This is a genomic window from Bradyrhizobium sp. SZCCHNR2028 (assembly GCF_032380995.1).
GTDB lineage: Bacteria > Pseudomonadota > Alphaproteobacteria > Rhizobiales > Xanthobacteraceae > Bradyrhizobium.
Genome location: NZ_JAUHJF010000004.1, coordinates 92,450 through 111,509 on the forward strand (window position 1 = coordinate 92,450; position 19,060 = coordinate 111,509).

General features: G+C 65.2%; 20 protein-coding genes. 10 read left to right on the plus strand and 10 right to left on the minus strand.

Going from position 1 to position 19,060, the window contains the following annotated elements; all coding sequences use genetic code 11:
* Nucleotides 1–12 precede the first annotated feature (12 nt).
* Complete coding sequence (locus tag QX121_RS08655; protein ID WP_315717852.1) at nucleotides 13–855, minus strand: MoxR family ATPase; 843 nt, start codon at nucleotides 853–855, stop codon at nucleotides 13–15.
* Between the two features lie 97 nt (nucleotides 856–952).
* Nucleotides 953–1,198 (minus strand): GlsB/YeaQ/YmgE family stress response membrane protein, encoded by a 246-nt coding sequence (locus QX121_RS08660; RefSeq protein ID WP_315738597.1) that lies wholly within the window; start codon nucleotides 1,196–1,198, stop codon nucleotides 953–955.
* Nucleotides 1,199–1,313: 115 nt separating this feature from the next.
* Here QX121_RS08660 and QX121_RS08665 point away from each other — a divergent pair, with 115 nt between their 5' ends.
* The 3 genes from QX121_RS08665 (at nucleotide 1,314) to sseA (ending at nucleotide 3,988) form a co-directional block, all read left to right on the plus strand.
* Nucleotides 1,314–2,489: a VWA domain-containing protein gene (locus QX121_RS08665; RefSeq protein ID WP_315811682.1), complete on the plus strand. Its 1,176-nt coding sequence runs from the start codon at nucleotides 1,314–1,316 to the stop codon at nucleotides 2,487–2,489.
* 120 nt (nucleotides 2,490–2,609) lie between these two features.
* Nucleotides 2,610–3,023 (plus strand): rhodanese-like domain-containing protein, encoded by a 414-nt coding sequence (locus QX121_RS08670; RefSeq protein WP_315738595.1) that lies wholly within the window; start codon nucleotides 2,610–2,612, stop codon nucleotides 3,021–3,023.
* 107 nt (nucleotides 3,024–3,130) lie between these two features.
* The gene (gene sseA / locus QX121_RS08675; protein ID WP_315811683.1) at nucleotides 3,131–3,988 is read left to right on the plus strand and encodes a 3-mercaptopyruvate sulfurtransferase; all 858 of its coding nucleotides are present in this window, start codon (nucleotides 3,131–3,133) and stop codon (nucleotides 3,986–3,988) included.
* Nucleotides 3,989–4,002: 14 nt separating this feature from the next.
* Here sseA and QX121_RS08680 read toward each other — a convergent pair whose 3' ends face one another.
* The gene (locus tag QX121_RS08680; RefSeq protein WP_409999328.1) at nucleotides 4,003–5,022 is read right to left on the minus strand and encodes a hypothetical protein; all 1,020 of its coding nucleotides are present in this window, start codon (nucleotides 5,020–5,022) and stop codon (nucleotides 4,003–4,005) included.
* Between the two features lie 363 nt (nucleotides 5,023–5,385).
* Here QX121_RS08680 and QX121_RS08685 point away from each other — a divergent pair, with 363 nt between their 5' ends.
* On the plus strand, nucleotides 5,386–6,621 hold the full coding sequence (locus tag QX121_RS08685; protein WP_315796692.1) for a L,D-transpeptidase: 1,236 nt from the start codon (nucleotides 5,386–5,388) through the stop codon (nucleotides 6,619–6,621).
* An 81-nt stretch (nucleotides 6,622–6,702) separates the two neighbouring features.
* Here QX121_RS08685 and QX121_RS08690 read toward each other — a convergent pair whose 3' ends face one another.
* Together QX121_RS08690 and QX121_RS08695 are read right to left on the minus strand one after the other, a co-directional pair.
* Nucleotides 6,703–7,665: a D-2-hydroxyacid dehydrogenase family protein gene (locus QX121_RS08690; RefSeq protein WP_315796693.1), complete on the minus strand. Its 963-nt coding sequence runs from the start codon at nucleotides 7,663–7,665 to the stop codon at nucleotides 6,703–6,705.
* Between the two features lie 123 nt (nucleotides 7,666–7,788).
* A complete protein-coding gene (locus tag QX121_RS08695) occupies nucleotides 7,789–8,007 on the minus strand; it encodes a hypothetical protein (protein ID WP_315738590.1) in 219 nt (72 codons plus the stop codon).
* A 305-nt stretch (nucleotides 8,008–8,312) separates the two neighbouring features.
* On the opposite strand from QX121_RS08695, the gene ettA reads away from it, so the two are divergent.
* From ettA to QX121_RS08710, 3 genes are all read left to right on the plus strand, one after another.
* Nucleotides 8,313–9,962 carry an energy-dependent translational throttle protein EttA gene (gene ettA / locus QX121_RS08700; protein WP_315755321.1) on the plus strand — a complete coding sequence of 550 codons (1,650 nt, stop codon included), beginning with the start codon at nucleotides 8,313–8,315 and terminating at the stop codon, nucleotides 9,960–9,962.
* A gap of 145 nt (nucleotides 9,963–10,107) precedes the next feature.
* Nucleotides 10,108–10,686, plus strand: a complete 579-nt coding sequence (locus QX121_RS08705) for a TIGR00645 family protein (protein ID WP_315738588.1) — start codon at nucleotides 10,108–10,110, stop codon at nucleotides 10,684–10,686.
* A 132-nt stretch (nucleotides 10,687–10,818) separates the two neighbouring features.
* A complete protein-coding gene (locus tag QX121_RS08710; protein WP_315796694.1) occupies nucleotides 10,819–12,006 on the plus strand; it encodes a lytic murein transglycosylase in 1,188 nt (395 codons plus the stop codon).
* Between the two features lie 82 nt (nucleotides 12,007–12,088).
* Here QX121_RS08710 and QX121_RS08715 read toward each other — a convergent pair whose 3' ends face one another.
* Nucleotides 12,089–12,370, minus strand: coding sequence for a hypothetical protein (locus tag QX121_RS08715; RefSeq protein WP_008964967.1), 282 nt, complete (start codon nucleotides 12,368–12,370; stop codon nucleotides 12,089–12,091).
* Nucleotides 12,371–12,585: 215 nt separating this feature from the next.
* The gene (locus QX121_RS08720; RefSeq protein WP_315738586.1) at nucleotides 12,586–12,924 is read right to left on the minus strand and encodes a hypothetical protein; all 339 of its coding nucleotides are present in this window, start codon (nucleotides 12,922–12,924) and stop codon (nucleotides 12,586–12,588) included.
* A 169-nt stretch (nucleotides 12,925–13,093) separates the two neighbouring features.
* Here QX121_RS08720 and QX121_RS08725 point away from each other — a divergent pair, with 169 nt between their 5' ends.
* The 3 genes from QX121_RS08725 to bfr all read left to right on the plus strand — a co-directional run bounded on the left by QX121_RS08725 (nucleotide 13,094) and on the right by bfr (nucleotide 14,442).
* On the plus strand, nucleotides 13,094–13,363 hold the full coding sequence (locus tag QX121_RS08725; protein WP_315811685.1) for a hypothetical protein: 270 nt from the start codon (nucleotides 13,094–13,096) through the stop codon (nucleotides 13,361–13,363).
* A gap of 188 nt (nucleotides 13,364–13,551) precedes the next feature.
* Nucleotides 13,552–13,836, plus strand: coding sequence for a bacterioferritin-associated ferredoxin (locus QX121_RS08730; RefSeq protein ID WP_315738584.1), 285 nt, complete (start codon nucleotides 13,552–13,554; stop codon nucleotides 13,834–13,836).
* A 120-nt stretch (nucleotides 13,837–13,956) separates the two neighbouring features.
* Nucleotides 13,957–14,442: a bacterioferritin gene (bfr, locus tag QX121_RS08735; RefSeq protein ID WP_315717837.1), complete on the plus strand. Its 486-nt coding sequence runs from the start codon at nucleotides 13,957–13,959 to the stop codon at nucleotides 14,440–14,442.
* A gap of 109 nt (nucleotides 14,443–14,551) precedes the next feature.
* Here the strand turns inward: bfr and QX121_RS08740 are convergent, their stop codons facing one another.
* The 3 genes from QX121_RS08740 to QX121_RS08750 are packed head-to-tail and all read right to left on the minus strand — an operon-like array spanning nucleotide 14,552 to nucleotide 19,056.
* Nucleotides 14,552–14,863, minus strand: coding sequence for a DUF3240 family protein (locus QX121_RS08740; RefSeq protein ID WP_315811686.1), 312 nt, complete (start codon nucleotides 14,861–14,863; stop codon nucleotides 14,552–14,554).
* Nucleotides 14,860–17,934, minus strand: a complete 3,075-nt coding sequence (locus tag QX121_RS08745; RefSeq protein ID WP_315775963.1) for a CusA/CzcA family heavy metal efflux RND transporter — start codon at nucleotides 17,932–17,934, stop codon at nucleotides 14,860–14,862. Before QX121_RS08745 ends, QX121_RS08740 begins: the two co-directional genes overlap by 4 nt.
* Nucleotides 17,935–19,056: an efflux RND transporter periplasmic adaptor subunit gene (locus QX121_RS08750; protein WP_315771986.1), complete on the minus strand. Its 1,122-nt coding sequence runs from the start codon at nucleotides 19,054–19,056 to the stop codon at nucleotides 17,935–17,937.
* Nucleotides 19,057–19,060 lie beyond the last annotated feature (4 nt).

Here is a 19,060-nt window from a genome sequence, read left to right on the forward strand (position 1 = left end):
GAGCCGGGCGCCTCACACCTCGCGCCGGCTGAGGAAGGCGAGCCGCTCGAACAGGTGCACGTCCTGCTCGTTCTTGAGCAGCGCACCGTGCAGCGGCGGGATCAGCTTGCGCGGATCGCGCTCGCGCAACTGCTCGGGTCCGATGTCCTCGTTGAGCAGCAGCTTGAGCCAGTCCAGCAGCTCGGAGGTCGACGGCTTCTTCTTCAGGCCGGGCACGTCGCGGACCTCGAAGAAGATGCGCAGGGCCTCCTCGACCAGACGCTTCTTGATGTTAGGGAAGTGCACGTCGACGATGCGGCCCATCGTATCCGGATCGGGGAACTTGATGTAGTGGAAGAAGCAGCGGCGCAGGAACGCATCCGGCAACTCCTTCTCGTTGTTGGACGTGATGATGACGATCGGGCGCAGCTTCGCCTTGATGGTCTCGTTGGTCTCGTAGACGTGGAATTCCATCCGGTCGAGCTCGAGCAGCAGGTCGTTCGGGAACTCGATGTCGGCCTTGTCGATCTCGTCGATCAAGAGCACCGGCCGCTGCTCAGCCGTGAAGGCCTCCCACAGCTTGCCGCGCTTGATGTAGTTCTTGATGTCGGACACCCTGCTGTCGCCGAGCTGGCTGTCGCGCAGCCGCGACACCGCGTCGTATTCGTAAAGGCCCTGCTGCGCCTTGGTGGTCGACTTGATGTGCCAAGTGAGCAGCGGCGCGTTGACGGCCTTTGCGACTTCCTCGGCCAGCACGGTCTTGCCCGTCCCCGGCTCGCCCTTCACCAGCAGCGGGCGCTCGAGCACGATCGCCGCATTGACGGCCACTTTGAGGTCGTCGGTGGCGACGTAGTCCTGGGTGCCGGTAAATTTCATCGCGTCTCGCTCATCGTTCGAACTTGTGTTGAGTGGCTACGCAGCGGCAACGCCGCTGCGGCCTTGAGATGATGGCTGCCATCGGAAGCAGAAATAATCAAGCGCGCCTGATCAATGAGAGGATCACGAGCACGATGACGGCGCCGATCGTGGCGTCCAGGATCGTCCCCAGCGTGCCGCTGGCGAGCGCAATGTGCAGTGCCGGCAGCACGTAGCTTGCGACCAGCGCGCCGATGATGCCGATGACCATGTTGCCGATCAGGCCGAAACCGGCGCCGCGCACGATCAGCCCTGCCAGCCAGCCCGCGATGGCGCCGATGATCAGCGCTGCAATGATACCCATGAAAGCCCCCATTTCGCCTGTTGTTCCAGGGATTGTAGAGCAAAATGCCGGCGGGTCCAGCGCGGGGCGTGGAGCGGCCCTTGACGTGCCCTCTTGGCCGCGCGATCTAATGGGCATGTTCCTGCAATTCTTCACAGCGCTGCGCGACGCGCAGGTCCCGGTCTCCTTGCGTGAATATCTCACGCTGATGGAGGCCGTCGACGCCGACCTCGCCGAGCATTCGGTCGAGAACTTCTACTATCTCTCGCGCACCGCGCTGGTGAAGGACGAGCGTAATCTCGACAAGTTCGATCGCGTGTTCGGCACCGTATTCAAGGGGCTGGAGAACCTGCTCGATGCGATGGAGAAGGCCGAAATCCCCGAGGAATGGCTGAAGAAGCTGGCCGAGAAATACCTTACCGAGGAGGAGAAAAAGGAGATCGAGGCCATGGGCTGGGACAAGCTCATGGAGACCTTGAAGAAGCGTCTGGAAGAGCAGAAGGGCCGTCACCAGGGCGGCAGCAAGTGGATCGGCACCGCCGGCACCTCGCCATTCGGCGCCTATGGCTACAATCCCGAAGGCGTCCGCATCGGCCAGGAGAAGAACCGCAACGACCGCGCGGTGAAGGTGTGGGACCGGCGCGAGTTCAAGGATCTCGACGGCAATGTCGAGCTCGGCATCCGCAACATCAAGGTGGCGCTGCGCCGGCTGCGCAAGTTCGCCCGCACCGGTGCGCCCGACGAGCTCGACTTGGACACCACGATCCGCGAGACCGCCAACCACGGCTATCTCGACGTGCATATGCGCCCTGAGCGGCGCAATGCGGTGAAGGTGCTGGTGTTCTTCGACATCGGCGGCTCGATGGATTCCCACGTCGCGCAGGTCGAGGAGCTGTTCTCGGCCGCCAAGAGCGAATTCAAGCACATGGAATATTTCTACTTCCACAACTGCCTCTATGAGGGCGTGTGGAAGCAGAACAAGCGGCGTTTCACCGATCGCACGCCGACCTGGGACGTGCTGCATAAGTACCCGCACGACTACAAGGTCGTGTTCGTCGGCGACGCGTCGATGTCGCCCTATGAGATCATGGTGCCCGGCGGCTCGGTCGAGCACGTCAACGAAGAGCCGGGCTCGGTGTGGCTCGACCGCGTCATTCGCACCTATCCACACGCGGTGTGGCTCAATCCGGTAGCGCAGAAGCATTGGGACTATTCGGAGTCCACCACCCTCATCCGCCGCATCTTCTCCGAGCGCATGTATCCGATCACGATCGAGGGTCTGGAAGCAGCGATGAAGGAGCTGGTGCGGTGATGCTGTCATTCCGGGGCGCCCGAAGGGTGAACCCGGAATCCCGACATTGCGTTGCCACTTCGAGATTCCGGGTTCGATGCTTCGCATCGGCCCGGAATGACGCCAAGAGGAAACGAGAGAATGCCCCAGACCATCACCCGCGGCATCAAGGCGCTGCTCGACGAAGCCAATGCCGAGATCGCCACGCTCTCTGCGGCTGAGGCAATCGAGGCCGCCAAGCGCGATGACGTCGTCATCGTCGATATCCGCGATCCGCGCGAGATCGAGCGCGAGGGCAGGATCCCCGGCGCGTTCTCCTGTACGCGCGGCATGCTGGAGTTCTGGATCGATCCGCAGAGCCCCTATGCCAAGGCGATCTTCCAAGAGGACAAGACGTTCATTTTCCACTGCGCTGGCGGCCTGCGCTCAGCGCTCGCTGCCAAGACCGCGCAGGACATGGGCCTGAAACCGGTCGCCCATATCGGCGGCGGCTTCGCGGCGTGGCGGGACGCCGGCGGGCCGGTCGAGGCCTGGGCGCCCAAGAAGAGGGATTGATCGCTGCCCATCACGCGCGGGCTTGACCCGCGTGTCCATCGCTTGAAGAAGATGGATGACCGGATCAAGTCCGGCCATGAGGACTGAAAGTGACCGCGGAGCCACGCATGACCACCCCCAACGACCCTCTCGTCTCCACCGACTGGCTCGCTGCGCATCTGGGTGATCCCAGGGTCAAGGTGCTCGATGCGACCTTCAAGATGCCGGGTGTGCTGCCGCTGCCGAAGGACGATTATCTGAAGGCGCACATCCCCGGCGCCGTGTTTTTCGACGTCGACGAGGTCTCCGACCATTCCAATCCGCTGCCGCACATGTATCCGAGCGCCGAGCAGTTCGGCCGCGACGCGGGCCGGCTCGGCGTCAGCAATGGCGATACGGTAGTGGTCTATGATTCCGGCGGCTGGGTCGCCGCGCCGCGCGCCTGGTGGATGTTCCTGTCATTCGGCCACACGGATGTGCGCGTGCTCGACGGCGGGCTGAAGAAGTGGATGGCGGAGGGACGCCCGGTCGAGAGCGGACAGGTCACGGCGGCGCTCGGCACCTACAGCGCGAAATTCGATGCCACGCGCGTGCGCCGGATCGAGCAGATGGTTGCCAATCTCGCTGGCAAGGCCGAGCAGGTGATCGATGCACGGCAGGCGCCGCGCTTCGCGGGCGAGGTCGCCGAGCCGCGGCCCGGCCTCCGATCCGGCCATATCCCCGGCAGCCGCAATCTGCCCTATGCGGAGTTGTTCGACGCGACGACCGGCGTGATGAGGCCGCTCGACCAGTTGCGCGAGGCATTCGGCGCCGCTGGAGTCGATCTCGCCAAGCCGATCGTGACCTCCTGCGGCTCCGGCGTGTCGGCGGCGGTGCTCACGCTGGCGCTCTATCGTCTCGGCATCCGCGACACCGCGCTCTACGACGGCTCGTGGTCGGAGTGGGGCATCGAGAACGGCCCGCCGGTTGCGACCGGGCCAGCCTGATCGGCGGCTCCTCTTTACCGTGTGCGCGGCCCGGCCGCCTGCTGGCTGACCGCCTGCGGTTGACCGAACGGCTGCTGTCCAAACGGATCAGGGAATGCGGCCTGTTGCTGCTGAGCAGCAGCAGCAGCTTGCCGTGCCGACCGGAGCCGCTGTGCGATGCGCCGCTGGTTGGCGCGGCGCGCCGCGATCTGCTTCTCGCGGGCCTGGCGCTTCTTGAGGATGCTTCGGCGCAACTGAATGCTCGCGACCTTCACCGAGGCACGATGCTCGCTGGCGGCGGGCCGCTCCTGATGAGCCGGCTGTTCGGCCAGTGCGGCGAGCTTGGCGGCGATCGGGTCGAGCACCGCCGGAACGGGCGCGAGCGCGGTTGAAGCGGCGGCTGCGGTCGTCATCATCGGATCGGCGCTGGCGAGGATCTGACGAGCTGGCGGCGGCGGTGCCACCACGGCGGCCGCAGCTTCACGCGACGCCCGCGGCGGGGCGGTCGCTGCAATCTCGGGCGAGCTGTCCATGCTCGGCTTGTCGAACGCTTTTTCGACCGGAACGACGATCGAAGCGGTCGTGTCCGGAATGGGGCGCTCCGGCTTGATGCTCTCGATCCGGTCATTCGTCGCGGACGCGGTCGCGACAATGGCGGAGGTGCGGGACGTGTCGACCGTTTCCGCCGGCAGCGAGGGCGTCGGCAGATCGGTGGCCACCGCAACGGGGGTCACTTCGGGCGCTTCTGTGAGCGGCGCCGCCGTCGACGGCGCGCTCGGCTGTTCGGACGTTGCCGGGGCAGCATCGGCCACGACCGGCGGCGGCGTCACCGGCGGTGTCGGAATCGAATCCACCCGCAGCACCGCGAGCACCGGCGTGGGTTCGGCCGGCGGTAGGAACGTCGTGAAGCCCGACGCCTGAGTCGTGCGCCAGGACGCGTTGCTGGCGAACTGCTCATGGGCGGCGCGCAACAGAGCCGCAGCGCCCATGCCGAAGATGGTGAGAGAAATGGAACAGACGATCGCGGCGACCAGAAAACGAAAGCCGGGAAGCATTGACGGTAACTCTCGCCACGGCAGCGGGACTGCCGAGACATTCGAGCCAGTAGGGAACGCGGTGATCACAGGGAATAGCCGCGTCCGCGACGAGGCCGGCTTCTGCCGTGCATCGCGAATCAGGCTCACGTCAGAATACCGGAAGTGTTCCGGCCCGCTCGGCAAATCACGGCATCGATAGGGCTTGCCGGGGCTTCGCTGCACTTTTTCGGCGGCGTGAGACTTCCGTGCAACGACGGAGACATGATCACAAATTGCCGAAGTCGGGCCGCTCTGGCCGGAATTGTCTTGAATGCGCCGCTATCTTCGGCCATCTGGCACAGCAAAGGTCCCAATCGGCGGCTTGGGGATACTGCAAGGGCGATGATGATCAGACAAATCCTGACGGTTTGCGCGGTCGCGGCAGCGGGCGTGACGGCAGCTTCGTTTGCCGAGGCACAGCAGGTCTATCAGACCGCGCCTGGAGCGTATTCACCGGCGCCGACGCCTTACCCGGCCGATGCGCGCGGGCAGGGGCAGGATTTCGACGCGCTCGACGACGAGGATGCGCCTGGCAATTCCGCGGCCCTGCCGCCGCCCGGCCCGGTGATCTCGCCGGACGATCCGCGCTACGGTCGTCCAGCCAATGCGCCGGTCTATGGCGCTGCTGCTCCGACCGGCCCCATCCTTTCTCCCGACGATCCCCGATATGGGCGTCCGGCCGGAGCGGCGGTCTATGGCGCCGCTCCGAATGGCCCGGTGATGTCCCCGAATGATCCGCGTTACGGCCGTCCGGCTGGTCCGCCCCCGGTGATCTACGGTGATCGTCCCGCCTCCGGCCAACAGGCTTATGGTGGCGCCTACGGCAACAGCGCGCCTGGTGGCGACTCCGGCGCGCCGCGGCCGCCCGGCGCCGTCGGTGGCGCTCCCGCCGTCGCGGGCGCCGCACAGGCTCCGGTCGCCGGAGATCGGCCGATGACGGTGGCAGCTCTGCCGCCTGAGGAACAACCCGATGCGGCGCCGGCGCCGCTGCCGGCGAACCTGCGCCGCCAGGAGGTCGACTTCGTCACCAAGGAGCCGCCGGGAACGATCGTCGTCGATACGCCCAACACCTACCTCTATTTGGTGCTCGGCAACGGCCGGGCCATGCGCTACGGCGTACGTGTCGGCCGCGAAGGCTTCACCTGGACCGGCGTGCAGAAGATCACCAAGAAGACCGAGTGGCCGGACTGGTATCCGCCGAGCGAGATGATCGAGCGCCAGCCCTATCTGCCGCGCTTCATGGCCGGCGGTCCCGGCAATCCGCTCGGCGCCCGCGCGATGTATCTGGGCTCGACCGTGTACCGCATCCACGGCACCAACCAGCCGTCGACCATCGGCAAGTTCGTGTCGTCCGGTTGCATCGGCATGCTGAACGACGACGTCGCCGACCTGTTCGACCGGGTCAAGGTCGGCACCCGCGTGGTCGTGATGCCGGGCGGTGCGCCTCCGGGTTCCGGCAAGAACATGGCTGCCGCCGCGGCCTCACCGGCTCAGGCGCCTGTCCAGGCGCAGGCGGCCGTGCCGGCTAGCCAGCCGGCCAACATGCAGCCGCTGCCGCCGCCGGTGACGATCCGCTGAGGCGCGTTTGCCCGAGCTGAGCCCGTTGGAAACCCCCTCCTTGCGGAGGGTGTTTTGCTTTGTGAGCCGCTCTCGCCTGCCTTAAGCCAGCCGGCGCGGCGGCTCGGACCCGGCGAGCCAGGCGGCGATGCAGTCGACCATCTGGCCGTAGTGAGCGCGAAAGCTCTCCTCGGTGACGTAGCCGAGATGCGGCGAGATCACGACGTTGCCGAGCCCGCGCAGCGGATGGGCGACCGGCAGCGGCTCGACCGAGAACACGTCGAGGCCGGCGCCGGCGATGCGCTTGTCGCGCAGCGCCTGCAGCAGCGCGGCCTCGTCGACGATCGGTGCGCGCGAGGTGTTGACGAGGTAGGCGGTCGGCTTCATCCGCGCGAGGTCGGCGGAGCCGACCAGCCCGCGTGAGCGGTCGCTGAGCACGACATGGATGGTGATGACATCGGCGGTCGCGAACAGCTCCTCCTTGGTGGCGTAGCCGACGCCCGCCGCGTTGCAGCGGTCTGGCGTCAGGTTGGGGCTCCAGGCGATCACGTTCATGCCGAACGCCTTGCCGAGCTCCGCCACCTTGGTGCCGAGCTTGCCCAGCCCGATCACGCCCAGCGTCTTGCCCTCGATCTCCACGCCGCCCAGCGCCTGCCAAGGCTCGCCGGCATGCATGCGGGCGTTCTCCTGGCCGATCCTGCGGGTCAGCTCCAGGATCAGGCCCATGGTGAGCGGTGCGGTGGGGTCACGACCATATTGCGTGCCGCAGACCATGATGCCGCGCGCCTTGGCGGCCTCCATGTCGATGGCGGCGTTGCGCATGCCCGAGGTGATCAGGAGCTTCAGCTTCGGCAACCGCTCGATCAGGGAGCGCGGCAATGGCGTCCGCTCGCGCATCGCACAGATGATGTCGGCATCGGTGAGCGCGCCGGCGGCCGCTTCCTCGTTGCCGAATGGCTGTGTGAAAGCCGTCACATCCACTCTGTCGGCCAGCCGGGGCCAGTCGGCCAATGAGAGGGCCGTATCGTAATAGTCGTCGAGGATCGCACAGCGCAGCCGTGTCATCGGCAAGGTCCATTCATCGGGAAACGGCGGCAATCATGAATGCCGTCGGGAATGGAGCCATGCTTGCGCGCAAAGGGCTGGGTGCGCAAGGCGTCGTCCGCTGTGACGCGGAACCAGGCGATATCAGTCGAGGCGGGTCTTCAGCCGGAACGCGGCGTCATGGCCGTATTTGGCGCGCCACGCGGGGCCGGGGCCACGCATGTAATGCAGCTCCGGTCGGTACGGGTTGAACGCTCGCGTGACGAAGTCGCGCCAGAAGCCGCGGATCTCGTCGACGATCCCGGATCGGTCGTTGCGGTGGGCCGCCGGAGCGGGCAGGGAGGCTGAGGTGAAGGCTGCCATGACGGGCTCTCGCTGTTGTCGGTCGCGGCTTTTGCCGCTTGGGCGCGCGGGGTCTTGCGGGCCGAGACCGAGTGTCCCGCCGAATTAATTAAAAGATGGTTGCAATTGTCGTGATCCGCCACACACAAGGTGACGGACCCGTATTCGTCCGTGGGCGGGAGGCCCGTCCCGGCGCAGGAACGACCGTGATTCTCCCGGCATTTGTTCCGGTCAGGACCGGCTCGCCGGTTGCCCTTTGGGGACCGCGCGGTTACATCAGCGGCAACCATTTTCCGAAAATTCCGGCAGGCTTCAAGGGACACGCGATGGCGCGCCAGTTCGTCTACTTCATGCAGGGTCTGTCCAAGACCTACCCGACACGCAAGGTGCTCGATAACATCCATCTGTCGTTCTACCCGGACGCCAAGATCGGTGTACTCGGCGTCAACGGCTCCGGTAAGTCCACCCTGCTCAAGATCATGGCCGGCATTGACAAGGACTATACCGGCGAGGCGTGGGTCGCCGAGGGCGCCCGCGTCGGCTATCTCGAGCAAGAGCCGCAGCTCGATCCAAAGCTCACGGTGCGCGAGAATGTCATGCTCGGCGTCGGCAAGCAGAAGGCGATTCTCGATCGCTACAACGAGCTGGCGATGAACTACTCCGAAGAGACCGCTGACGAGATGACCAAGCTGCAGGACGAGATCGAGGCGCAGGGCCTGTGGGATCTCGACAGCAAGGTCGACCAGGCGATGGATGCGCTGCGCTGTCCGCCCGACGATGCCGACGTCGCCAAGCTGTCCGGCGGCGAGCGTCGCCGCGTCGCGCTGTGCCGGCTTCTGCTCGACCAGCCCGAGCTGCTGCTGCTCGACGAGCCGACCAACCATCTCGACGCCGAATCGGTGTCGTGGCTCGAAGGCCATCTGCGCAACTATCCGGGCGCGATCCTGATCGTCACCCACGACCGCTACTTCCTCGACAACGTCACCAGCTGGATCCTCGAGCTCGATCGCGGCAAGGGCATCCCCTACGAGGGCAACTACTCGTCCTGGCTGCAGCAGAAGCAGAAGCGGCTGGAGCAGGAAGGCCGCGAGGACGCGGCGCACCAGCGCACTTTGGCGCGCGAGCAGGAGTGGATCGCGGCGTCGCCGAAGGCCCGCCAGGCGAAATCCAAGGCGCGCTATCAGCGCTACGAGGAGCTGCTCAAGAAGGCGAGCGAGAAGCAGACCCAGACCGCGCAGATCATCATTCCCGTGGCCGAGCGGCTCGGTAACAACGTCATCGATTTCGAGGGGCTGACCAAGAGCTTCGGCGATCGCCTGCTGATCGACAATCTCACCTTCAAGCTGCCGCCCGGCGGCATCGTCGGCGTCATCGGCCCGAACGGCGCCGGCAAGACCACGCTGTTCCGCATGATCACGGGACAAGAGAAGCCGGACGCCGGCACCATCACCATCGGCGAGACCGTGCATCTCGGCTATGTCGACCAGTCGCGCGACGCGCTCGATGGCAACAAGACAGTGTGGGAAGAGATCTCCGGCGGCAACGAGCTGATCCTGCTCGGCAAGAAGGAAGTCAACTCGCGCGGTTATTGCTCGTCGTTCAACTTCAAGGGCGCCGACCAGCAGAAGAAGGTCGGCGCGCTGTCGGGTGGTGAGCGCAATCGCGTGCATCTCGCCAAGATGCTGAAGTCCGGGTCCAACGTGCTGCTGCTCGACGAGCCGACCAACGATCTCGACGTCGATACCCTGCGTGCGCTCGAAGAGGCCCTGGAAGACTTCGCCGGCTGCGCCGTCATCATCAGCCACGATCGCTGGTTCCTCGACCGTATCGCGACCCACATGCTGGCCTTCGAGGGCGACAGCCATGTCGAATGGTTCGAAGGAAACTTCCAGGACTATGAGAAGGACAAGATGCGCCGGCTCGGCCAGGACAGCGTGATTCCGCACCGGGTCAAGTACAAGAAGCTGACGCGCTGATCTCAGGACATCGCAAGGCGCGACGCTGTCTTCGTTCCGGGACAAAGCGTCGCGCCCAGGCTGCGGCCAGTTGTCGCTTCCATGTGCGACGTGATTGCGTAGATAGTCGTTCCGCAATCCCATCCAGCCGCGAGAAAATCCCATCATGTCTTCCCCCGACGCGACCCTGTCCTCCAAGGGCGGAGCGCTGCGCCCCATTCCAATGCTGATCTTCGGCTCGCGCTGGCTGCAGCTACCGCTCTATGTCGGGCTGATCATCGCACAGGGCGTCTATGTCGTGCTGTTCCTGAAGGAGCTCTGGCACCTGTTCGCTCACGCCTTCGATTTCTCCGAGCAGCAGATCATGCTCGCGGTGCTCGGCCTGATCGACGTGGTCATGATCTCGAACCTGCTCGTGATGGTGATCGTCGGCGGCTACGAGACCTTCGTGTCGCGGCTGAATCTGCAGGGCCATCCCGACGAACCCGAATGGCTCAGCCACGTCAATGCCAGCGTGCTGAAGATCAAGCTGGCGATGGCCATCATCGGCATCTCTTCCATTCATCTGCTCCGTACCTTCATCGAGGCCGGCGCGCTCTCGTCGGGCAAGTCGAACTACACCGAGACCGGCGTGATGTGGCAGACGATCATCCACACGGTCTTCATCCTCTCCGCGATCGGCATCGCCGTGGTCGACAAATTGTCGAATGCCGCGATCGAAGAGGCGAAGCAGGCGGGGCATTGAGCGGCAGCCTCGAGTTCCGCCGCGCGGTCTGCTGACGTTCACAACGGCCGCGGGCTGTGCTAGCCCTATCGGATGGCTCGGCAGCTGCTAATCCGTTTGCGCAGGCTCGTTCTCGTCGGTCTGGTGCTCTGCATGTTTGGCGATGGCCAAGCGAGCGCGACCGACGCCGCCTTCACGGAGTTCGTCAACTCGCTCTGGCCCGAAGCCAAGGAGCAGGGCGTCTCCCGCGCGACGTTCGAGGCCGAGACGCGCGGGTTGGAGCCTGACTACAAGCTTCCCGATCTGCTGCTGCCCGGCCGGCCCGCGACGGGGGCGCCGGCGCAGGCCGAGTTCGTGCAGGTGCCAGCCGACTACATCAAGGAAGCGTCGATCGCGCGGCTGGCCGCGCATGGTGAGAAGCTGATCCAGAAATATCGTTCGGCGCTCGCCGAGATCGAACGCCGCTTCGGCGTGCCGGGGCCGGTTGTGCTCGCGATCTGGGGCCGCGAAACCGATTTCGGCCGCTATGCGCTGCCCTACGATGCGCTGCGCGTGCTGGCGACGCAGGCCTATGTCGGCCGGCGCAAGGACCAGTACCGCACCGAGTTCATCATGGCGCTGAAGATGCTGAGCGACGGTGTCGTGTCGCGCGGCGATCTCAGGGCCTCATGGGGCGGGGCGGTCGGGCTCACCCAGTTCCTGCCGTCGGAGTACTACAAGCACGGCGTCGATCTCGATGGCGACGGCAAGGTCGATCTCTGGCATTCGGTGCCGGACGCGCTGGGCTCGGCGGCGCTGCAGCTTGCGAACAAGGGCTGGCAGCGCGGCGTGCGCTGGGCCTACGAGGTCAAGCCGCCTGCCAATGTCGATTGCGCGATGGGTGTGCCGGAGGTGAAGAAGCCGATCGGCGAATGGCTGCGGGCCGGCTTCGTCCCGGTGCGTGGCCAGCGGCTGAGCGCCGCCGAGCAGCGGCAGCCGGCGTCGCTGCTGCAGCCTGAGGGCATCTATGGTCCGGCTTTCCTGGCGACGGCGAACTACTTCGTCATCAAGGAGTACAATTTCTCCGATCTCTACGTGCTGTTCGTCGGCCACCTCGCGGACCGCATGACGAGCCCGGCCCCGTTCGCGACGCCGTGGGCGGCGTCGAAGCAGCTTCGGAGCAAGGACGTCGAGGCGATGCAGAAGGGCCTGACGCGGCTCGGTCTCTACGGCGACAAGCTGGACGGCAAGGCCGGCATGCAGACCCGCGCCGCGCTCGGCGCATTTCAGAAGAAGGCGGGCCTGAAGGTCGACTGCTGGCCGAGCGAGTCGGTGCTGCAGGCGATCGACGCCGCGCGCTGATCGACCGAATTCAGCGGGTTGGCCGGCAGCAAAAAGCCCGGCCGCAGGGCCGGGCTTGCTGCAACGCTATGCGTCGTCAGGATCAGTAGCAGACGCGAACCGGGCGCGACACCCAGCCGTAGCCGTCCCAATAGCGCTCACGGCGCCACACGCACGGCGGCGGGCCCGGCGGAGGGGCTTCGACATAGACCGGACCACCATAGGCCGGGCGGCTGGACGCGATCGCGCCGCCGATCAGGGCGCCGCCGATCAGGCCGGCAGCCACGCCGGCACCCACGTCGCCAGCCTTGGCGGCTGGTGCCGTCACGCTCAGCGACCCGGCGATGGTCGCAACCGCAAGCACTGCGGTCAGGATCTTCTTCATGTTCCGAGATCTCCTGGAAGGCGCCCTCGCGGGCACCAGGTTGGTGATTCACGCACGATCAGGGGCCGTCAGCATCGTGAGAAAACACGACAATCCGTCAACCCTTCGTAAACTCTGTCCGACCTGATGCGACGGAAAAACGGTTTTTTCTGGCCGTGGAGGCCGCCGTTCTCGAAATTCCGGTGCAAGGTCATGGAATTAATGAAGGTGAACGATCACTCGCAAACGCGGACGCGGCGAAGCCGCCAGCCGTAGCCGTCCCAGAAGCGCTGGCGTTGCCAATAGCAGGCATAGCCGGGATCGGCGACGTAGGCAGGCCCGCCGTAATAGGAGTAGCCCGGCCCGTAGGAATATCCTGGCGAGTAGGAGTAGCCCGGCCCGTAATAATAGGGATTGCTGCCCGCAGCGATGGCGCCACCGATGAGGGCGCCGCCGAGCAGGCCGGCAGCGACACCGGCGGCGACACGACCATTGCGCGCTTCAGCAGGAGCAGGGGCCAGCGCTGCGGTCGACAGCGTCGCGACGGCGGCCAGGGCCGCAAGAGTCTTCTTCATGACCTTAACCTCTCTCACTCCAAGTCGGCGGATCGCGCATCAAGCGATACGGCAGGTTCACATATCCCGCTTGAATGATCAATGAACGGGCGCGTTCCATTGGACGACCCATCTCCAGGATGCGTTCAATGTTGCAGTGCACAAAATTTGACCTCGGTTCGGAGCAGGCATGACTCCCACGATGACGATCGTCGTGGCGATCGGACTGACCTCGGCCATCTGCTACGCGCTGCTGGTTCGCGCCGACCGCGGGCCCAACCGCCGCCGCTCTTCCACCGACACCACCATCAGCGATTCCGGCAGCTCATCGCACGACGGCCAGGGGATCGGACTTGCGAGTTGGTTTTCCAATACCTCGTCAGACGTCGTGGGAAACCCGATCGATGGCGGGGGTGACGGTGGCGACAGTGGTGGAGGCGACGGGGGTGGTGGCGACTGAGTTCCGGCTGCTCGATCGCCACTCGATGGTCGTCCGGCGACGACTTTGATCTGCGGCAAGCTCGCATAGTTGGAGTCGTTCTAGATTGATCTGGAAATTGGAATCGCTTCAAAAGCGCCGTTTTCCCTTTGCGCGGGTAGCTGCGGATGACTATCGATACCTGACCAAGGACGATTGGCCGGTTTCTCATGATTGTTTGTTCCTGCAACGTCATCAGCGATCACGACATCCGCAACGCGGTGAAGTCTGCGGACGAACTGCCGCGGAACCCCAAGCAGGTCTACGGTTGCCTGGGGTGCAGCGCGGAATGCGGCCGCTGTGCGCGCACGATCAAGACGATCATCGACGAGGCGCTGGGTCCCTGCGCCCGCTCCTGCCAGGTTGGCTGTCAGCACGGCCACCATCATGGGGCGGCGCCGGTGCAGGCGATCGATGACGACCTTCAGAGCCGGTTCGCGCTCGCCGCCTGCTGACAGGCGTTTGCCCTCGGTCGCGTGCTTTCCGCCCTAAAAATGCACATGAACGGGGGTCGTCTCCGCACTTCGAACCTGTTATTGAGCGCCTGCGGCCTCTAACTTTTTCGGAGCTTATCCATGCAGGGCGACCCCAAGGTCATCGAATATCTCAACAAGGGATTGCGCAGCGAGCTGACTGCCATCAACCAATATTGGCTGCACTATCGCCTGTTGAACAATTGGGGCCTTCTCGACATGGCGAAGGTCTGGCGCAAGGAATCCATCGAGGAGATGGAGCACGCCGACAAGTTCACCGACCGCATTCTCTTCCTCGACGGCTTCCCCAACATGCAGGTGCTCGATCCGCTGCGCATCGGCCAGAACGTCAAGGAGATCATCGAGTGCGATCTCGCCGCCGAGATCGGCGCGCGGACGCTGTATCAGGAAGCCGCAACCTATTGTCACGGCGTGAAGGACTACGTGTCGCGCGACCTGTTCGAGCAACTGATGAAGGACGAGGAGCATCACATCGATTTCCTCGAGACCCAGCTCGACCTGATCAACCGGATCGGTCTCGAACTCTACACGCAGAAGCACGTCGGCGGCCTCGAGAGCGAGCACTGACGTCAACGTTGAGGCGGTCGTCCGCTTTCGGTACAGGGTCGATTCACGGCTGGTGTTTCATGCCTTGAATCGACCGCCCCTGTGACGTGAGGGGCGCCGAGAGTCGTGCTCAGTCGATAATGCCGAAATCCGTCACGGGCATGACCCAATAGACGAGCTTCGTCCCTGCAAATGCGTTCCTGAGCCGTTCCAGCAGGTGCTCGAGATCCTGTCCCTGCAGCACGATCCGCACGACGACCTCGTCGGCATGTCCCTTGACCCGCTCCGCCGCGCTGCGCAGCCGGACGCGGACGCCATGTCCGGACGCATCAGAGGCCGTAAAGCCGCTCACCAGATCGGTCTGCTCGCTCAGATGGTCGAGTACCTCGGCACGAAGCGCATCCGGCACGATCAGTGTCAGGCAGACGGCTTGGCCGGTCATGTCGCGTCCTTCGCAGCGGCGCCGTAGCGGCGATACAGGATCGGCAACAGGATCAGCGTCAGCAGCGTAGACGACAACAGGCCGCCGATCACGACGATCGCAAGCGGACGCTGGACCTCCGATCCAGGTCCGGATGCAAACAGCAGTGGGATCAATCCGAGCGCCGTGATGCTCGCCGTCATCAGCACCGGCCGCAGCCTGCGCTTTGCGCCTTCGACCACGATGCGCTGCTCGGAGAGCCCGTGAGCGCGCAACTGGTTGAAATGAGACACCAGCACGACGCCGTTGAGCACGGCGATTCCAAGCAGTGCGATGAAGCCGACGGAGGCCGGGACGGAGAGGTATTCGCCGGTCGAGACCAGCGCGAACACGCCGCCGATCAGCGCAAAGGGAATGTTGACGAGGACGAGCAGGGCCTGGCGCACCGAGCCGAACGTCGTGAAGAGCAGCACGAAGATCAGGCCGATCGCGACCGGCACAACGACGGACAGACGCGCGGCTGCACGCTGCTGGTTCTCGAACTGCCCGCCCCATGTCAGCCGATAGCCGGACGGCAGCGGCAGCTCGGCTGCGACCCTTTGCTGGGCCGCCTGCACGAAGCCGACCATGTCACGGCCGCGGACGTTGCTGCGAACCACGCTCATGCGGTTGCCGTCCTCACGATCGATCTTCACCGGGCCGTCGACCCTCTGGATGCGGGCGACCTGCGAGAGCGCAACATGCTGGCCTGACGCAAGCGTCAGCGGCAGCGCCGCCAGCATCGTCGGAGCCTGCCGCGTGGTCTCGCCGCCGCGGACCAGGATCGGCGTCCGGCGTCCCTCCTCGAGCGCGGTGCCGATCGTTCGGCCTTCGATCTGCGTGCGCAAGGCGGCCGAGATCGAGTCCACGGTGAGCCCAAGGCGGCCCGCCTCCATCCGGTTGACGGCGATCGTGTAGTATTGCGCGCCCTCGTTGAGCGTCGTGTAGACGTCTTGGGCCCCATCGATGTCGGACATGATCGCCGACAGCTTCGCTGCGATCTCGTTGAGCTTGGTGATGTCCGGGCCGAAGATCTTGACCGCGACGTCGCCGCGCACGCCGCTGATCATTTCCTGCACGCGCATGTCGATGGGTTGCGTGAAGCTGAGCGAGACGCCGGGGAAGCCGGTCAGGACCTCGCGAAGCTTCTCGAGCAGGACATCGCGGTCGCTGGTCTGCCGCTGGTCTGCCGGCTTGAGCACCAGGAACGTGTCGGTCTGATTGGGTCCCATCGGATCGAGCCCGAGCTCGTCCGAGCCGGTGCGCGCGATGATGCCGGCGACGTCTGGCACCTTCATCAACGCCGTCTGCAGCCGGGCATTGATGGCGAGGGACTCGTCGAGATTGACGGACGGCAGCGTTTCCACGCTAACGATGACGTCGCCTTCGTCCATCGTCGGCATGAAGGTCTTGCCCAGCTGGGTGTAGCCGTATCCCGCGGCAACGAGGCTGACCAGCGCCGCGATGATCACCTTGCGCTCGTTCCCGAGCGCCCAGTCGAGCGCGGGCGCGTAGACGCGCTGCGCTGCCCGGATCAGCATTGGATCGTCATGCGATGCGGATGTGAGCACGAAGGACGTCGCGACCGGAAGCACCGTCAGCGCAAGCAGCAGCGATGCGGCCAGAGCGAAAATGATCGCCAGCGCGACCGGAATGAAGAGCTTTCCCTCCAGCCCCTGCAAGGTCAGCAGCGGAACGAACACGATGATGATGATCAGGACGCCCGAGGCGACCGGCTGCAGGACTTCGCAAACCGAGCGGTAGACGACGTGGATCAGCGGCGTGGCGCTTCCGTGATCGTGCTTGGCGAGATTGCCGACGATGTTCTCGACCACCACGACCAGCGCGTCGATCAGCATGCCGATCGCGATCGCAAGGCCGCCCAGACTCATCAGATTCGCGGACATGCCGACCGCCCGCATCACGATCAGCGCCATCACGATCGCCAGCGGCAGGCTGAGCGCGATCACCAGCGAGGCGCGCCAATTGCCGAGGAACAGCAGCAGCAGCACGACAACGAGCACCGTGGCTTCGCCCAGCGCCCGGACCACCGTGCCGACGGCGCGGTTGACCAGCCGGCTGCGGTCGTAGAACACGTTGATGGAGACGCTGCTCGGCAGCGACGGCTTCAGTTCGTCCAGCCGGGCCCGAACGTCGCGCACCAATTGTCCGGCGTTGGCGCCGCGCAGACCGAGCACGAGCCCCTCGACCGTCTCGCCCTTGCCGTCCGTCGTGACGGCGCCATAGCGGGTGAGTGCGCCGATCTTGACCCTCGCGACGTCGCTGACCCGGATCGGGATTCCGTCGCGGGTGTCGACGATGATCGCCCGGATGTCGTCGATGCCGCGGATGCTGCCTTCGATGCGGACCAGCGCGCTGTCTTCGCCCTGGTTGACCCGCCCGGCACCGTCGTTGCGGCTGTTGGCCTCGATGGCCTTGCGAAACAGCTCGGACGAGATGCCGCGCGCCGCCAGCGCGTCATTTCTCGGCACGATTTCGAAGGCGCGGACATAGCCGCCGAGCGCGTTGACGTCGGCTACTCCGGGCACCGTGCGCAGCGCTGGGCGGATGACCCAGTCGAGCAAGGTCCGGCGTTCGGCCAGCGACAGTTCGGGACTGTCGATCGTGAACATGAACATCTCGCCCAGAGGGCTCGTGATCGGGGCGAGGCCCCCGTTCACGCCCTCGGGAAAGTCGCGCGAGATGTTGGACAACCGCTCCGACACTTGATTGCGGGCCCAGTAGATGTCGGTGCCGTCCTCGAAATCGACGGTGATGTCGGCCAGCGCGTATTTCGTGGTCGAGCGAAGGATCTTCTTGTTCGGCAACCCGAGCAGCTCCAGCTCGATCGGTACCGTGATGCGCTGCTCGACCTCTTCCGGCGTCAGGCCGGGAGCCTTCATGATGATCTTCACCTGGACCGGCGAGACGTCTGGAAAGGCATCGATCGGCAGGCTCGGCAAGACAACGGCGCCTGCGCCGATCACCAGCAGCGTGCTGAGGATGACGAAGAGCCGCTGTGACAGCGCGAATGCGACCAGCCGTTGCAGCATCTACTGCCCCAGTCGCGAGAGGATGCCGCGCAACGCCGAGATGCCGCCGATGGCGATCTCGTTCTTGTCCGTGAGGGGGCCTGCGATGACGACGTGATCCTGATCCTCCGCGAGCAGGGTGACCGCAACGAGCCGGAAGCCGCCTTCCGTGGCAACGAACACCGCGGTCTGCTCACCGCGCCGGACGAGGCCGCTATAGGGAATTTCCCACGCGCTTTCTCCTGCCGAGACAAAGCCGATGCGGGCCGCCGCCATTTGTCCGGAATGCAGTTCGCCGTTGTTGGGAATCTCGGCGCGGACGAGAATTGTCTGCGTGGCGGCATCGGTCGTCTCGGACACCAGGATGACCTGGCCCGGTGTCGCATAGCCTTCGATGTCGACCTTGGCGCCGGTCTTGATGGCGCCGATGTTGGTTGCGGGAATCGCGATCTCGGCCCATAGCGGCGACAGCCGGGCGAGCTTCACCAGCGACGCGGCCTGTTCCAGGCGCTGGCCCGGCGAGACCGCGAGCTCGACCACGGACGCCGTGCGCGGGGCCGTCACAGTGAGCGTCGCGCTGATCGCCGCCTCGCTGCTGAGCCGGGCGATGGCTTCGTCGGACAGCCCGCTGATGTGCAGCATCTGCCGACGTTCGGCGACGACGATGCTGGCCTGGCGCGCTTCGGTCTGGCTCGACTCCAGCACGCGTTGCGGGATGGCCTTGCCTTCGAACAGGTCGGCATTGCGCTTCAACTGCTGAACCGCGAGAACCTCCTGGGCCAGCGCATGCAGGTAATCGCGCTGGAGCGAGACGAAGCTCGGACTTTCCAGCGTGAGCAGCGGTTGTCCGACGGTCACGCGATCGCCGCGGGCAACGGCGAGGTTGGTGATCATCCCCGCGACCGGCGCGCTGACGACCCACAGTTGAGGCGTGGGAATGACGATCTGCGCGGGATAGGGCAGCGTTTTGTCCATCCGGCTGGAGATCGGATGCGTCACGCGCACGCCGAGGTTCTGCGCCTGGCTTGGCGTGAGCTTCAGCTCATCATCGGCCGACGCGGCGCAGGGCGCCACAACGAGAGCCAGCCCGAGAGACGCCCGGGCCAGGCGGCCTGCGGACCAGTGAAACAATCGCTTGGGCATCTCG

Excerpts from the sequence above, each read along its gene's own strand:
- QX121_RS08655 (WP_315717852.1), bottom strand. The coding sequence starts at position 855 with ATGAAATTTACCGGCACCCAGGACTACGTCGCCACCGACGACCTCAAA.
- QX121_RS08660 (WP_315738597.1), bottom strand. The coding sequence starts at position 1,198 with ATGGGTATCATTGCAGCGCTGATCATCGGCGCCATCGCGGGCTGGCTG.
- QX121_RS08665 (WP_315811682.1), top strand. The coding sequence starts at position 1,314 with ATGTTCCTGCAATTCTTCACAGCGCTGCGCGACGCGCAGGTCCCGGTC.
- QX121_RS08670 (WP_315738595.1), top strand. The coding sequence starts at position 2,610 with ATGCCCCAGACCATCACCCGCGGCATCAAGGCGCTGCTCGACGAAGCC.
- sseA (WP_315811683.1), top strand. The coding sequence starts at position 3,131 with ATGACCACCCCCAACGACCCTCTCGTCTCCACCGACTGGCTCGCTGCG.
- QX121_RS08680 (WP_409999328.1), bottom strand. The coding sequence starts at position 5,022 with ATGCTTCCCGGCTTTCGTTTTCTGGTCGCCGCGATCGTCTGTTCCATT.
- QX121_RS08685 (WP_315796692.1), top strand. The coding sequence starts at position 5,386 with ATGATGATCAGACAAATCCTGACGGTTTGCGCGGTCGCGGCAGCGGGC.
- QX121_RS08690 (WP_315796693.1), bottom strand. The coding sequence starts at position 7,665 with ATGACACGGCTGCGCTGTGCGATCCTCGACGACTATTACGATACGGCC.
- QX121_RS08695 (WP_315738590.1), bottom strand. The coding sequence starts at position 8,007 with ATGGCAGCCTTCACCTCAGCCTCCCTGCCCGCTCCGGCGGCCCACCGC.
- ettA (WP_315755321.1), top strand. The coding sequence starts at position 8,313 with ATGGCGCGCCAGTTCGTCTACTTCATGCAGGGTCTGTCCAAGACCTAC.
- QX121_RS08705 (WP_315738588.1), top strand. The coding sequence starts at position 10,108 with ATGTCTTCCCCCGACGCGACCCTGTCCTCCAAGGGCGGAGCGCTGCGC.
- QX121_RS08710 (WP_315796694.1), top strand. The coding sequence starts at position 10,819 with ATGTTTGGCGATGGCCAAGCGAGCGCGACCGACGCCGCCTTCACGGAG.
- QX121_RS08715 (WP_008964967.1), bottom strand. The coding sequence starts at position 12,370 with ATGAAGAAGATCCTGACCGCAGTGCTTGCGGTTGCGACCATCGCCGGG.
- QX121_RS08720 (WP_315738586.1), bottom strand. The coding sequence starts at position 12,924 with ATGAAGAAGACTCTTGCGGCCCTGGCCGCCGTCGCGACGCTGTCGACC.
- QX121_RS08725 (WP_315811685.1), top strand. The coding sequence starts at position 13,094 with ATGACTCCCACGATGACGATCGTCGTGGCGATCGGACTGACCTCGGCC.
- QX121_RS08730 (WP_315738584.1), top strand. The coding sequence starts at position 13,552 with ATGATTGTTTGTTCCTGCAACGTCATCAGCGATCACGACATCCGCAAC.
- bfr (WP_315717837.1), top strand. The coding sequence starts at position 13,957 with ATGCAGGGCGACCCCAAGGTCATCGAATATCTCAACAAGGGATTGCGC.
- QX121_RS08740 (WP_315811686.1), bottom strand. The coding sequence starts at position 14,863 with ATGACCGGCCAAGCCGTCTGCCTGACACTGATCGTGCCGGATGCGCTT.
- QX121_RS08745 (WP_315775963.1), bottom strand. The coding sequence starts at position 17,934 with ATGCTGCAACGGCTGGTCGCATTCGCGCTGTCACAGCGGCTCTTCGTC.
- QX121_RS08750 (WP_315771986.1), bottom strand. The coding sequence starts at position 19,056 with ATGCCCAAGCGATTGTTTCACTGGTCCGCAGGCCGCCTGGCCCGGGCG.